Origin of the sequence: Brevibacillus fluminis, from assembly GCF_052072235.1 — a bacterium.
GTDB classification, from domain to species: domain Bacteria; phylum Bacillota; class Bacilli; order Brevibacillales; family Brevibacillaceae; genus Brevibacillus_D; species Brevibacillus_D fluminis_A.
The window spans coordinates 2,957,809-2,972,185 of the sequence record NZ_CM125436.1 but is presented as its reverse complement, the minus strand read 5'-3'; the positions used below and the strand labels follow the sequence as shown (position 1 = coordinate 2,972,185).

Annotated in this window: 12 protein-coding genes; 8 read left to right on the top strand and 4 right to left on the bottom strand. The window is 48.5% G+C overall.

What is annotated here, in order from left to right:
* Nucleotides 1-317 precede the first annotated feature (317 nt).
* Nucleotides 318-2,918: a phosphoenolpyruvate synthase gene (gene ppsA, locus ACTID9_RS14735; protein WP_441065050.1), complete on the top strand. Its 2,601-nt coding sequence runs from the start codon at nucleotides 318-320 to the stop codon at nucleotides 2,916-2,918.
* A gap of 2 nt (nucleotides 2,919-2,920) precedes the next feature.
* Here the strand turns inward: ppsA and ACTID9_RS14730 are convergent, their stop codons facing one another.
* A complete protein-coding gene (locus tag ACTID9_RS14730; RefSeq protein ID WP_441065048.1) occupies nucleotides 2,921-3,847 on the bottom strand; it encodes a cation diffusion facilitator family transporter in 927 nt (308 codons plus the stop codon).
* 164 nt (nucleotides 3,848-4,011) lie between these two features.
* Nucleotides 4,012-4,350 (bottom strand): CBO0543 family protein, encoded by a 339-nt coding sequence (locus tag ACTID9_RS14725; protein ID WP_441065046.1) that lies wholly within the window; start codon nucleotides 4,348-4,350, stop codon nucleotides 4,012-4,014.
* 586 nt (nucleotides 4,351-4,936) lie between these two features.
* On the opposite strand from ACTID9_RS14725, the gene ACTID9_RS14720 reads away from it, so the two are divergent.
* From ACTID9_RS14720 to ACTID9_RS14700, 5 genes are all read left to right on the top strand, one after another.
* Nucleotides 4,937-5,614, top strand: a complete 678-nt coding sequence (locus ACTID9_RS14720; RefSeq protein WP_441065044.1) for a GntR family transcriptional regulator — start codon at nucleotides 4,937-4,939, stop codon at nucleotides 5,612-5,614.
* Complete coding sequence (locus ACTID9_RS14715; RefSeq protein WP_441065042.1) at nucleotides 5,607-6,062, top strand: hypothetical protein; 456 nt, start codon at nucleotides 5,607-5,609, stop codon at nucleotides 6,060-6,062. The genes ACTID9_RS14720 and ACTID9_RS14715 overlap by 8 nt, the downstream gene beginning before the upstream one ends.
* A gap of 105 nt (nucleotides 6,063-6,167) precedes the next feature.
* Nucleotides 6,168-7,628, top strand: a complete 1,461-nt coding sequence (locus ACTID9_RS14710; RefSeq protein WP_441065040.1) for a 4-hydroxyphenylacetate 3-hydroxylase family protein — start codon at nucleotides 6,168-6,170, stop codon at nucleotides 7,626-7,628.
* 5 nt (nucleotides 7,629-7,633) lie between these two features.
* The gene (locus ACTID9_RS14705; protein ID WP_441065038.1) at nucleotides 7,634-8,407 is read left to right on the top strand and encodes a carbon-nitrogen family hydrolase; all 774 of its coding nucleotides are present in this window, start codon (nucleotides 7,634-7,636) and stop codon (nucleotides 8,405-8,407) included.
* 30 nt (nucleotides 8,408-8,437) lie between these two features.
* A complete protein-coding gene (locus ACTID9_RS14700) occupies nucleotides 8,438-9,118 on the top strand; it encodes a DUF2848 family protein (RefSeq protein ID WP_441065036.1) in 681 nt (226 codons plus the stop codon).
* A gap of 125 nt (nucleotides 9,119-9,243) precedes the next feature.
* On the opposite strand, the gene ACTID9_RS14695 is transcribed toward ACTID9_RS14700, so the two are convergent.
* Nucleotides 9,244-9,840 carry a DJ-1/PfpI family protein gene (locus ACTID9_RS14695; RefSeq protein ID WP_441072604.1) on the bottom strand — a complete coding sequence of 199 codons (597 nt, stop codon included), beginning with the start codon at nucleotides 9,838-9,840 and terminating at the stop codon, nucleotides 9,244-9,246.
* Between the two features lie 170 nt (nucleotides 9,841-10,010).
* Here ACTID9_RS14695 and ACTID9_RS14690 point away from each other — a divergent pair, with 170 nt between their 5' ends.
* Together ACTID9_RS14690 and ltrA are read left to right on the top strand one after the other, a co-directional pair.
* On the top strand, nucleotides 10,011-11,606 hold the full coding sequence (locus tag ACTID9_RS14690; RefSeq protein WP_441065035.1) for an S-layer homology domain-containing protein: 1,596 nt from the start codon (nucleotides 10,011-10,013) through the stop codon (nucleotides 11,604-11,606).
* Between the two features lie 593 nt (nucleotides 11,607-12,199).
* Complete coding sequence (gene ltrA / locus ACTID9_RS14685; RefSeq protein ID WP_441065033.1) at nucleotides 12,200-13,498, top strand: group II intron reverse transcriptase/maturase; 1,299 nt, start codon at nucleotides 12,200-12,202, stop codon at nucleotides 13,496-13,498.
* Between the two features lie 150 nt (nucleotides 13,499-13,648).
* Here ltrA and ACTID9_RS14680 read toward each other — a convergent pair whose 3' ends face one another.
* Nucleotides 13,649-14,173 (bottom strand): N-acetyltransferase family protein, encoded by a 525-nt coding sequence (locus ACTID9_RS14680; protein WP_441065031.1) that lies wholly within the window; start codon nucleotides 14,171-14,173, stop codon nucleotides 13,649-13,651.
* Nucleotides 14,174-14,377: the final 204 nt, after the last annotated feature.

Genomic DNA, 14,377 nt, shown 5'->3' with positions numbered 1-14,377 from the left:
TTGGCTTGAAAAGGTAGTCCAAAGAACGTTGCTCATGGTACCTGCTATTTATAAAAAAGCAGATGACCATTCAGCTATGCGAAACCCGTTCACATCGGTGACGGATCGCAGCGGATAAAGTGGATAAATCAAAAAAGAACCTGGACAGTTTTCCCAGGTTCACGATCTTGCACAGAAAGAAATGCGATGATATAATCGGTTCACGACTGATTTCGTCAAATTAGTCATAATTAATGCATCTTACACTTTAATCGTACCATGGCGGTAAACTCTTGTCAAATGTTTTTTCTAAAATGATTGGTTGGAGGAGATTGTGCATGTGCTCGTTGGTTCTCGGCTTCCAGGAAATCGAAAAAACGCAGCTTTTGCTCGTTGGCGGAAAAGGGTTGCATCTAGGGGAACTGTCAAAAATGGAAGGAATCCAGGTGCCGGAAGGATTTTGTGTGACAACAGCGGGATTTCAAAAAGCCATCGAACAAAACGAATCGTATCATGCTTTGTTGGATCAACTAATCATGCTAAAAGCAGAAGATCGAGATCAAATCGGCGAAATCAGCAGGAAGATTCGACAACTCATCATGGAAGCAGAAATACCTTCCGATGTTGGAAAAGCAGTTTCTCACTCTCTCACCCGGTTTGGCGAAGAACATGCTTATGCCGTGCGTTCCAGTGCGACTGCTGAAGATTTGCCGCATGCGTCTTTTGCCGGTCAACAAGACACTTATTTGAATATCATCGGCAAAGAAGCCATCTTGCAGCATATCAGCAAATGCTGGGCTTCCCTCTTTACGGATCGCGCGGTCATTTACCGGATGCAAAACGGATTTGACCACCGCCACGTTTATTTAGCCGTTATCGTCCAACGGATGGTGTTCCCGCAGGCTTCGGGGGTTTTATTTACCGCTGACCCTCTTACGTCTAACCGGAAGTTGCTCTCAATCGATGCCAGTTTTGGACTGGGCGAAGCACTGGTCTGCGGCCTGGTCTCTGCCGATTGCTATCAAGTGCAGGAAGGGCAAATCGTCGACAAGAAGATCGCAACCAAAAAATTGGCGATCTATGGACGAAAAGAAGGCGGAACCCGGACACAGCAGATCGATCCAGCTCTGCAAAAGACGCAAACACTAACGGACCAGCAAATTTTGCAACTGGCACGCATCGGCAGACGGATCGAAGCTTCTTTTGGCTGCCCGCAAGATATCGAATGGTGTTTGGTTGATGACACCTTTTTTATTGTACAGAGTCGTCCCATCACGACGTTATATCCGATACCTGAAGCGAGTGATCAAGAAAATCACGTTTATATATCCGTTGGTCATCAACAAATGATGACCGATCCCATAAAACCACTGGGATTGTCATTTTTTTTGTTAACGACTCCCGCACCGATGCGTGAAGCCGGTGGGAGGTTGTTTGTTGATGTTACAAATCGACTGGCTTCGCCTGACAGCAGAAACACATTATTAACTGCCATGGAACAACACGATCCGCTCATGAAAGACGCGCTTATGAACATCATGGAGCGAGGAGATTTTATCAAATCGTTGCCAAATGATCATCAAGCATCGAGTCCCGCTAGAGGCCATACCGATATACGGGCACAATTTGAAAACAGTCCATCCATCGTTTCTGATTTGATTGCGCGTAGCCAAACATCCATTGAAGAGGCAAAACAAAACATCCAAACAAAATCAGGGTCAGATTTATTTGATTTTATTCGAGAAGATCTTCAGGAATTAAAGAAGATTTTATTTGATCCACAAAGTTCAGCTGTTTTTATGGCTGCGATGAATGCTTCATCATGGATCAATGAAAAAATGAACGAATGGTTAGGGGAAAAAAACGCAGCAGACACGCTTTCTCAATCCGTACCCAATAATATTACGTCGGAAATGGGTCTTGCGTTAATGGACGTCGCAGATGTGATTCGCCCTTATCCGGAAGTAATTGAGTATTTACGGAACGTAAAAGAGGATCACTTTTTGGATGAACTGGTTTCGTTGGAAGGTGGACAGGAAACGCAAGACGCGATCTATGCGTATCTCAATCAATACGGAATGCGATGTGCCGGAGAAATCGATATAACGAGAACTCGCTGGATCGAAAAACCGCTTGCACTTGTCCCCATGATTCTCGGTAACATCAAAAATTTTGAGCCGAATGCTGGCAAGCGGAAATTTGAGCAAGGACGGCAGGAAGCGTTGGAAAAAGAACAAGAGCTGCTGGAGCGATTGAAACAATTGCCGGATGGAGAACAAAAAGCCATAGAGACAAAACGAATGATCGACCTCATCCGGAATTTCATCGGTTATCGCGAATATCCCAAATATGGCATGATTAGTCGCTATTTCGTGTATAAGCAGGCTTTGCTGAAAGAAGCCGAACGACTCGTAGAAGCTGGCGTTATGCAGGAAAGCGAAGATATCTACTATCTCACTTTTGAAGAGCTTCACGAAGTCGTACGCACCAACAAACGGGCTGATCAGATCATCCGCAAGCGAAAAGACGAGTACAAACACTTTGAAAAACTGACTCCCCCCCGCGTAATCACGTCTGATGGTGAAATCATTGCAGGTCGGTACAAACGAGAAAATCTCCCGGCCAATGCGATTGCCGGTCTACCTGTTTCGTCCGGCGTGATCGAGGGGCGAGCACGTGTCATCGTAAAGATGGAAGATGCTGATCTAAAAGAGGGAGATATATTGGTCACTGCCTTCACTGACCCTGGCTGGACGCCATTGTTTGTGTCCATAAAAGGGTTGATCACCGAAGTTGGCGGACTGATGACCCATGGAGCAGTGATCGCGCGTGAATATGGCGTACCAGCAGTTGTCGGCGTGGAGAATGCGACCAAACGGATAAAAGACGGGCAACGAATTCGCGTGAATGGGACAGAAGGGTACGTAGAACTATTGTAATGCTAGGTCGCCCATTCCACGTCGGTGGTAAACACGATCGTTAACCAGAGATCAGCGCTTTCATCGCCGATCGCATGGCCGATTTCATCCCGGATGGCGTCCCATTCTTCGAGGCGTTTCGTCGGCCACCCGGTTGGCACAATGAAGTACAGCTCAATCTGTTTGCCCCGGCCAACCTTTGCGACGTAGGCGCGGTGGGAAACGAATCCATAGCGCTGCACAAAGTCTTGTGCAACCTCATCGACATGCTGCTTGAGCGACTGCGGGGTGATCAGCAGGACGTCGGCCAACGCCTGCTTTACCGTTGAGATCGGCAGCGGAATGATCACCAGGCAGATCAACGCAAGAACGACCGGATCGATATAAGGCGTAATCCAGGCATAATCCGTGCCTTCAATGGCGTATCCGACGCTAAACGCGATCAAGAGTGCGCCGGTAATCGCGCCTGTCATCATCCAGGCTTTGGCATCAAGCGCCACGAAATCCGAGCGAAGGGTCTTGTTTGCACGCGTCTCGAAGATCGCCATCGAACAGCAGGTGATCACCGTCACAACAGCATAGACGATGGCGAAACTGAACGTAAGATCGCGCCCTCCTGTCATCAGGCTGCCAATTGCGTTAATCAACGCATAAACGGCCGCCCCCATGAGCATGAGACCGTTAAGGCCAAGGACGATCGGCTCCAGGTGCCAAAAACCCATGGTGAAGCGCTCACGCAACTTTCCTGTCGGCCCGTTCGGTGCGGTGTAGGAGGCAATCAGCTTTGAGACAATCAAGGCCAGGACGCTCATGCTGGCATCGGTCAGGGAGTAGACTCCATCAAACACGATGGAAAACGACCCCGACAGCAGGCCGAAGATGATTCCAACGCAAGCCACGAAGAAAGTGACACCAATTGAGGTGCGAAGAATTTTTTGTTCAGCGTTCAATTTTTACCCTCCAGTAATCTCATTGCGAATGTCTGCTCATGCGAGAATTTTACCACAAGGCATAAAAATGATTCTATTTTGAATAGAATAAAACTTTTTTAGGGGAAAAACGGGAGGGAGTGAAAGCGGTTGAAATACTCCCGTTCAGCTTGACGCCCAAAAAGCTAAAAACGGTTGCTGGCAAACAGTTTTCTGATCATGACCAAGTGGAAAAGGAGGAGCAGCAAAATAAAGGGATATGCCAGGAGAGAATAAAGCAGTTTCCACTCGTTATGGTAGAAGAACCCATACTTTGTTGAGAAAAGCCACTCAAGAGCAGTGGAGAGAACGGAAAAAACGATGATATAGGACGTTTTGCGGAGAAATCCTGCAGAGTGAGGATAGAGATTCAGGAAAATCAAACTGAAGGCAGGATAAAGCCCAAAAAAAATGATCAACGTTCTGTAGTCAGCTCCTACATTAAAGTAGCCGTAAAAATCGTTCCGTAAATTAAGAATAAACATCAACCTCGCAGGCAAAATAGACAGCGAATAAAGAGGTGACGTACATTTCGAACCGGTTCATTGTCTTGGGAATATAGAAAGCAATCAGATTAAGTACAATCACACTACCTACTAACAGCAGCATATTTCACACCTTCTAGTTTTGGGAATATCACCATAGGAATGGATTCACTATTGATTATTTCCATTTTTGTCCGTCGTTCATGCATGGGTGCGTGTGGTGAAAGTTTCGGGCATCCTCGGGGCATAGTAAAAAAGGCGTGAATCCATGCAGAGAGGAAGTGACACCGTGTCCAATCACCAAAATACGCAGTTCAACAACAAAAAAAACAATGGCGATCAAACAAATACCGCTGCCAAGAAACAAAAAAGCGAGAAAGACAAAAACTTGAACATGCAAGACCCTCAATAGGGACGCATTTCGCCAGCACACAGACGAAGAGAAGCGCCTTTTCGCATCCGCACATGTCGAAATGGCGCTTTTTGTCGGGTTATTGTGAGAAAATTTCCGAAAATCACTTGACGACAAGATACGGTTTTATGTATTGTGTATACATCATACACAGCTGAAAGGAGTTGAATGTCCATGGCGGGCTTCCATTTGAAACCGATCGAAAAAGAAACCACGAAAGAGAAAGTCTATCACCAAATCAAACAAGTCGTGCTCAATGGCCAACTTTCGGCAAACGAAATTTTTACCGAAGTGAAGATGGCCGAGCATTTGAACACTTCGAGAACACCGGTCCGGGAAGCGCTGCAAGACCTTATCAAAGAAGGATTGCTCGTTACCGTCCCACGGAAAGGGTTGGCTGTTCGTAAAGTGACGAAAAGCGAAGTGGAGCAAATCTTCTTCTTGCGGGAAGCCATTGAAAAAAAAGTGATGATCAAGTTAAGCGGAACCATTACGGAAAGACAGCTTGATGTTTTGAAAACGATTTATCGCGAGCAAGAAGAAATGATGCAAAACAACGATGAGATTTCCTTTATCAACCTGGATCAAAAATTTCATATCACCCTGGCCGAATTCGCCGACTATGAACTGGTCAAGGAAATCTTGCTGAATCTCCACAATCTTACGCATTTAATTGGCTTGCAGGCTTTGAAAAAGGAAAACCGGATGAAAGAAGTGCTTGAAGAGCATCGGGCGATTATCGAGGCATTGCAGTCGGGTGATGCGGATGCAGCGACCCGATGTGTCGAGCTGCACCTGGCGAAGACGAACGAATCGATCTATACGAAATGGGAGGACGAACTGCATGGGTAAACCGCGTGAAGAGTTGCAGCCGGATATGATTTCCCTGCTTCAAGGAAACACGATCGTGCTGCTAAACGTAGTCAACAAGCAAACGGAAAGGGTCTACACCACGGCTTTATCGTGGGTGTATGCCATCTCGGAGAAAACCGTTCGTTTCGCGATTGATGCCAAATCCGAATTTGTCAGCATCTTGGAGAACGATCCGCATCTGGTTCTCACGTTTATCGGCGTTGAAAGCGTTTACGCCATCAACGGGAAAGCGACGGTAACATCCAGGCAGACGGAGGGGACCACGCTCAAGCTTGCTGTTCTCGAAGTTGACGTCGAAGAGGTTCGGGACATCATGTTTTACGGCGGAAAGGTCGTAACGGAGCCGGCTTTCATCAAAACGTACAATGCGGAGCTGGTCAAAAAGCTTGATCAAGAGGTCAAGGACGTCATTTGCAGCCAAGCGTGAGGGCAAGCGGTGTCTGCTGATCAAGTAACGTTTTTTTTTTACGTGTTTTGTGTATACACAACACATAACACAGTATATATAAAATCAACGTAGGAGAGTGTGCGGATGAGAACAGGCCAGCAGTATAAAGATTCGCTGAAAGACAATCGCTGCATTTACATCGGGGGAGAACGTGTTCAGGATGTCACGACGCACCCCGCATTTACCGGGATCATCGATACGGTGGCAGGGCTGTACGACATCGCGGCGGACCCGAAAAACAAGATGACCTACGTGACAGAAGACGGAATGATCGCCAACAAGATTTACATGATTCCCCGAAGCAGGGAAGACTTGCAGGAGCGCAGGGAGGCGATCACGACATGGGCGGAAGCGACCTGCGGTTTTGTCGGCCGGAGCCCGGACCATGTGGCGAGCTTTTTGGCCAGCTTCGCTGGTGCAGCGCACGTGTTTGAGCGAGGCGGTCAACGATTCAAGGACAATGTCGTCAATTTTTATAAGTTCGCTCGCGACAATGACTTGTATGTGTCGTATGTGATCATTCCGCAGCAGGTCGATCGAAGCAAGGCGGCGCATGAGCTGGATGAAAAATATGTGGCGATGGCTGTCTATGAGGAACGGGAAGACGGGATTGTCGTACGCGGCTCGCAAATGCTGGGGACTGGGTCTGCGGTCAGCAATTACTTGTTTTGCAGCGTCATTTCGCCGTTGCGTCCGGGTGATGAAGATTACGCCATTTCCTTTGCAGTTCCGATGGACGCTCCCGGGTTGAAATTGTACGCGCGTCCGAGCTATGCGCAAGACAAGCCCAGTACATTCGATTATCCGCTTTCCACGCAGTTTGACGAAAGCGACTCGTTCGTCGTGTTCGACGATGTCTTCATTCCGTGGGAGCACGTATTTGTCTACAAAAACATCGATCTGGTCCGTGCGCAATTTCATGAAACACCGGCACATGCGGTCGGCAATAATCAGGCGCAAATCCGCTTTGCCACCAAACTGAAATTCGTCATCGGTGTTGCCCGCAAAATGGCGGAAATGAACGGGACCGACAAGTTCCCGCAAGTCCAGGAAAAATTAGGGGAGCTTGCCTCCATCGCATCTACCGTAGAGGGCATGATGCTCGCTTCCGAATACCAGTGCATCCAGGACGAACACGGTTTGGTCCGACCGAATCCGCGCTTTCTGTACGGGATTGTCGGGATGCAGGACACGATCTACACCAGCGTGATCAAAATTTTGCGTGAATTGGCGGGCGGCGGCGTTTTGCAGGGACCGTCGACGTATCGCGAAATGATCCATCCCGAGACGGCGGCGGACATCGCGAAATACATTCGCGGCGGCAATGTGGATTCCACGCAAAAGATCCAATTGTTCAAACTGGCCTGGGATATCGTCGGTTCAGAATTTGGCGGCCGTCATCAGCAGTACGAAATGTTTTACAATGGAGCGCCGTTCGTGGTGAAAGGATACTCGTTCCGCAACTACGGGTATCAGGAAGCGGTCAAGCTTGTGGAGCGGTTTTTGGGTTCCTACCAGCTTCCCCACGATCATGAAAGGAAGTGAGCACGATGAACGTTGCATCCGTTCAAGTTGAAATCAAGGACGATGAAACAAAAGAACAGCGCATCCAGCGAGTCGAATCGACGCTCGACACGCTCGAAGGATACGATCTGATTGTTCTGCCGGAAATTTGGGCGACCGGTTACTTCTCCTTTGATCGCTATACGGAGGAGGCGGAACCGATGGACGGCCCGTTCGTCGCGCGTTTTTCCGCGAAAGCAAAAGCCCTCGGTGCCTACTTGTTTGCCGGAAGCTTTGTCGAGAGTGACGGCGACAAGTTTTACAACACAAGCGTGATGTTCGATCCGCAAGGCCGCCAGATCGCTTCCTATCGCAAAATTCATTTGTTCCGCTACGGCTCGGACGAGGGAAAGCTGTTGACCCGCGGCGACGACATAACGGTGGTGGATACGTCGTTTGGCAAGGTAGGCTTGGCCACCTGTTACGATTTGCGTTTTCCCGAGCTGTTCCGCAGGCAGGTTGATCGTGGGGCCGAACTGCTCTTGGTCACTTCCGCGTGGCCGCACCGGCGGCTGATGCACTGGAATTTGTTCAATCAGGTCAGGGCATTGGAAAATCAATGCTATCTGATCGCAAGCAACTGCGCGGGAACGACCAGAGGCACTTTGCTGGGAGGACACAGCCAGGTGGTCGATCCGTGGGGCGTCGTCATCGCCTCGGGGGGAGAGCAAGAAGCGATTGTGAAAGCGCAAATCGATCTGGGGCAAATCGCCCACATCCGGGAGACATTCCCGCAGTTAAAGCATCGCGTATTGCGCTGACAAAAATGGAGAGGAGAGAGGACTGATCTGATGAAACTCCAAAGCAACGGAACAATGCTGGAATGGGAACCGGCCCGGCTGATTATCGCAGGGTATACCGGAAAAGACCAGGAAGCCGTTCAACGGCACATTGACGAACTGAAAGAACTGGGCATACCGGCTCCACCGCGCGTGCCGATGATCTACGATCTCTCCCCGCAGCTCATGCAGGTGACCGATGAAATTACCGTCGTGCAAAACCATAGCAGCGGTGAGGCGGAAGCAGTGCTCATGGATATTAACGGAGCGTGGTATGTGGGGCTCGGCAGCGATCATACGGATCGGGTGCTGGAAGCCAGCTCGATTCAAAAATCGAAGCAGGTTTGCCTAAAGCCGATCTCGCCGCATGTTTGGCCGCTTGATACCATCCGGGCGTATTGGGATGAAATCGAGATGGAAAGCTGGGTCATCGATGGCGGCGTCCAGCATCTCTATCAACGCGGGACGTTGGGTAGCTTTCTCAATCCGGACGAGCTGTTCCGCATTTTGCGGGAACGCGACTATGTGAGCGGGGGAATGGCTGTATTTTGCGGGACGCTCCCGCTTCATTCCGGCACATTCTTGTTCGGCGAGACGTTTTTGGCGAAGCTGCGCGATCCGCGAACAGGCAGAACGATTCAATTGAGCTATAGCATCAAGCAACTAAAAGATGCTGAGAGCATGACGAGATAGCAAAGCCAGAAGGAAGAACCCACCCATCTGGGAGAATCCATGAAAAACACCAATCCGTGTATCTCTAAATGTGGTGGGTTACCTTACAAAGCTTGGCCCAACCCGGCTAGGCAATCACACGTATGCTACTCTGACGGAAGAAATCCCATAAGCTTTCTTACATGATTTGCATTTTCTAGGGAAGTAAGCAGCTCGAGCAGGGTAAAAGCCACATCAAAGGCAGTCGCAGGATTATAGGACGTGATGATGTTCCTGTCAATGACGATCGGTTGATCAGGAATGACATTCACGCCCATCTCAGCAAGTCGTTTTTGTCTCATTCCATTTTCTAAATTGTAAGTGGTTGCATTTCTTCCTTGCAAAATCCCACTTTTTCCGAGTACCAATGCCCCAACACAGACGGAGGCAATGATTTTTTCCTGTTTGTCAAACGCTCGAATGAGTTCGAGCACGTCAGTTCGATACGCATCTTCGTAAAAACCCGCTTGATCAAACCCTCCCGGTAATGCAAGGGCATCAAACTGATCGACGTGGACGTCTTCAATCAATAATTCAGGTCGTACCGTAAAATTAAACGTACACGTTAGTTCTTTCCGTGTGCCGACTGTAACAAGATCGGTGGAACCATCGCCCTCCTCCTTATTCCATCCAAATACATCTGTAAAAACGCTTGCCTCAACTGCTTCAAAGCCGTTCGGTAATAACAGGCAGACTTTTTTCATCATGAATCAGCTCCAACTATTTAGGATGTTGTCGTTTTGAAGAGCCAGCAAAATATGGAATTTCATGGTTCAAAGAAAAGTATGCCAGATGGGTCCAAAAATTTGCAACCTTTTGTTTCCTGCGCCCGTCTACCAGAATTGTCAGAAACAAAATCGAGGAGGCATCTGGTATGAAGACATGGAAACATAAGATTTTGCCTACGGTCCTGGCCGGGACATTGATGGTAACGTTTGGAACAGCGGTTAGCGCGAAAGAAAATAACCATGGACAGGGACATGGAAATGATCATAAAGGAAAAGGGAAAGGCAACGCCTATCCGATCAAGGTAGCGGACTTTTCCGACTTGCAGAAGCATTGGGCAGAAGCGACTGTCAAAATCATGGTGGATAAATCGATTATCAAGGGGTATCCGGATCACACGTTCCGCCCGAACAAGCCGGTTACACAGCTTGAAGCGCTGACGATGGTGATCAATTTGCTAACGCAAAACAAAGACCTGCTGACGGCCGGAGATGACTACACAGGAAAAGATGTTCCCGAGTGGGCGCAACATGCGGTCAAACTGGCATTGATCAATCACATCGTGGATGACAAGGACTTCCAACCGAACAAACCGGCGACAAGAATGTTTGTCATCAAGCTGTTGGTGAACGCATTAGGTTCCGAATTCGATGAAAGTTCGGATGACGCTCTCTATTTCGGCGACATTTCCACGCTTTCATCCGATGACAAGGCGTACTTGTCTTTCGCATTATTGCAATCGCTGGTAGAAGGATACGGAGACAAGACATTTAAACCGAACAAACCGGTAACTCGTGCCGAAATGGCCGTGTTCGTAAACCGCTTGCTCGGCAAATTCGGCAATGTCGACCTTGGCAACCATGTAAAAGGAACCATTGCCAAGATCGATAAAGCCGATGAGGAGCTGACCATCGGTTCCAAAACATATGAAGTAGCTGATGATGCGGTTGTTAAACTGGATGGCAAATCGTCGAGCTTCGATTCTCTGGATGTGGGGATGAAAATCGAGCTTGTTTTGAAAAACAATAAGATTCAGACCATCTATGCGTATACAACAGATGAAGAGGTAGCGTTCAAGGTAGAAAAGATTTCGGACGGCAAAAAAGCCGATGCTTTTCAAGAAGCGGTGAAAACCGGTTCCCGCCTCTCCAACAGCACACCTGATCTCTCAGCTGAAACCCTCTCGATTTCCTTGAACGGGAAGGCGTTCGCGTCGATCGATCTTGCGGGCATCGATGGCAGCGAGGACGATGGCGAGGAAGCGGCTGCTGAATTGGAAGCTGCGATCGGCGATGCTTTGGACGATAACAGCCGCGTGAACGTTTCTTATGAAGATGACCGATTTGTTTTTGAAACCGACAATAGCCCGACTGACGTGGTTCCTTCCATCAAATTCACGGGAAGCGCGCTCGACAAGCTCGGCTTGGATACGTCTGTCGACAAAGGTTCGCTGAAAAATGCCTCCGTTGCAGAATCGTGGAACATTACGGTCAAGTCGGATGCGACTTCCGCTTCTACCTATGCGGTGAAGGTGAAAGATGATCATATCAACGAGACTGTCACGGTTACCATCGATGACAACGATACCGCAAAGGAAATTGCCGAGAAGATCGCAGATGCGTTGCAGGAGAATGAAGAGATTGACTCCGCATATGATCTTGAGGTTAAAGATGAAGTGATCATGCTGACAGCGAAAGACAGCGGGGAAGATTTGGACGTTGAGATTGGAATTACGAAAAAATAAATCGGAAAAAAACACAAAAGCGCCTTTATCCAACGATAAGGCGCTTTTTGCGTATCCGCGCGCCCAGCAAGCCGTTAATTGCTAGTTGGTGAAAGTCCAACCGAGGTAAGAGCCAAGTCGCCTCGTAGCTGACAGGCAACTGGTGGAGAAATCCTAAGGTTGAAGCCCTGTGACAAAGCAACCCGAAAGGTTGCGAGCAAATCAGCAGACCGTAACATAAAGTGAATCCTGCCGCCTCGTTAAAAAAGACCACTGAAAGGTGGACAAGGAGGAGACGAACCTGGGGGTACAAGGTGAAGTCCATGGAAGGTGCGGAGAACTTGGAGTACAGCACCCAAGAACCTCTCGGGGTATAGGGATCGGTATGTTGAGAAAGTAAGTAACGGAACTGGGGAGACCCTCCCCTGCACACTCTCGGAGAGTGTAAAGCGAAAGCCTATAACCGAAAGGGAAGTGGTGGACGGCAGGAAGGGAGTCGGAGGGGGTCATAGTACCAACGAACGCAAGGACAACACAACCTTGCGGAGGGAAGGACGCCGAAAGGGAAAGGCAATACCCTGCTTTGTTCACGGGTTGAAAGGAGGTAAGAGTGAGTGAATGCAAGCAAACTTGCTAACTACACCAACGTAAAAGCTCGACAACTCTGGACAACTCTATATCTTTGTGCCAAGGAAAATCCAAAACGGCGGTTTCACGCCTTGTACGACAAGATATTTCGTCCAGATATTCTTGCCGAAGCATGGAAAAGAGTCAAAAGCAACAAAGGCAGCGGAGGGGTAGATGGTCAATCAATCCAAAAGATTGTGGAGGAATACGGAGAAAGCCGATTCCTAAATGAAATCTATATCGACCTCAAACGGAAGAAGTATCGACCACTCCCTGTAAAACGCACCTTTATTCCAAAACCAGACGGAAAAGAAAGACCGCTAGGTATTCCAACCATCCGAGACAGGGTGGTGCAAATGGCAACGAAAATGACCATTGAACCAATCTTTGAAGCCGACTTTAAGGACTGCTCCTTTGGGTTTCGCCCAAAGAAGAATGCCCACCAAGCGGTCGCACAGATCAGGAAAGCCAGCAAGAAAGCGTATTGGGTAGTGGATGTTGACATCAAAGGATACTTTGACAACATTAACCAAGAAAAGCTGATGAAGCTGGTCGAAATGAGAATCAGCGACCGACGTGTCCTGAAACTAATCCGAAATTGGCTAAAGGCTGGAGTCATGGAAGATGAGCAGTTCCATGAAACGGAATGGGGGACGCCGCAAGGTGGAGTCATCTCACCCCTCTTAGCCAACATCTACCTTAACTATATGGACACGGTTTGGGAGAAACAATTTGCTCATCTTGGGAAGCTCATTCGCTATGCAGACGACTTTGTGGTCATGTGCAGAACCAAAGCCGAAGCACTGGAAAGCATCCAGGTAATAAAAGCTATTTTGAGCAAGCTGGATCTTACCCTGAGCAAGGAGAAATCAAGGCTTGTCAACATTTGGGATCACTCGAGCGGTTTCGATTTTCTAGGGCTCCACCATCGAAAGTTTCCAGTCCTAAACAAGGGTGGAAGTAAAGTGTTCGTGATGTCTCATATTCCAAGCAAGAAAGCCATGAAGAATATGAGACGTAAAATCAAGGAATACACAGAGCCCAGAAGCAAACTTTTCTGGAGCCTAGAGGATTTGGTAAAGGGACTGAACCGAAAGTTGCAAGGCTTTAAGAATTACTACTTCATCTCGCCCATATCAGCTAAATGGGGAAATCGCATCGATTGGTATGTGATCGAACGACTTACTCTCTTCTGGAACAAGAAAAGAAATGAGCGAAAGAAACATGCGCGAGTCGGAGAAGTAATCATGCAGACGAGAGGAACATTGGTGAAATTAGCTGCTTAAGGAAAAGCCGCATGCCAAAGAAAGAAGAACATCGGAAAGCCGTATGAGGGAGAACCTCACGTACGGTTTGATGAGGGGGAGCTGAAACAAGTTCTGGCGATCTAAAGGTCGCCAGAAAGTTTCAGTTCTCTACTCTACACGCAGGACTGCTTACAACATCAGCTTCATGTAATCTTCATCCGCATATACCCCTTGATGAAGCATCGCTTTCTTTTCCGTTCCGAACCATTCGAACCCGAGCGAACGGTACAGCTTGACCGCCGGGACATTTTCGCTGGCGACGGTCAGCGTGATCTGCTCGACGCCTTCCCACTCGCGCGCTTTCTCGATCATGGCGGACAAAAGCATTTTGGACACGCCTTTTCCGCGTTCGCCAGGTGTCGTATAGACAGCGACCAGTGAAGCTTTGTGGCGGATTTTTTCCCGATCGGAGCGGATCAATGTCGCCATGCCGACCAAGTCTTCACCGCGATATGCGCCCATCGTAAAAGAGAGAGGAGTGGGCATCAAGCGGCTGCGATAAACAGCGAGCAGATTATCATCCGCGACGCTTTCCTCATAGGTAACCAAAAACGCTTCCGGGTTGGTGCGCAATGCTTCCAGACGCAAAGCGACATAGTGTTCCGCATCAGCGGCATCAAGCACGCGGGACGTGTAGAGCGAAGGGTGGCTCATCTGACAATCCTTCTTTCTGTTCAGAGTCTTGTATACCTACGATACGGGCGATGCCAAATCCTGTCGCGACAGCACAAAAAAGCAACGGAAACCCGAATGTTTCATAGGCAGGGCAAGATATGGGCATCATGAACGAAAAAAATAAGGGAAAAAACGCATATCGCCCCTTTACATAGGGTAGGGGGGTATAGTAATATAAAGCCA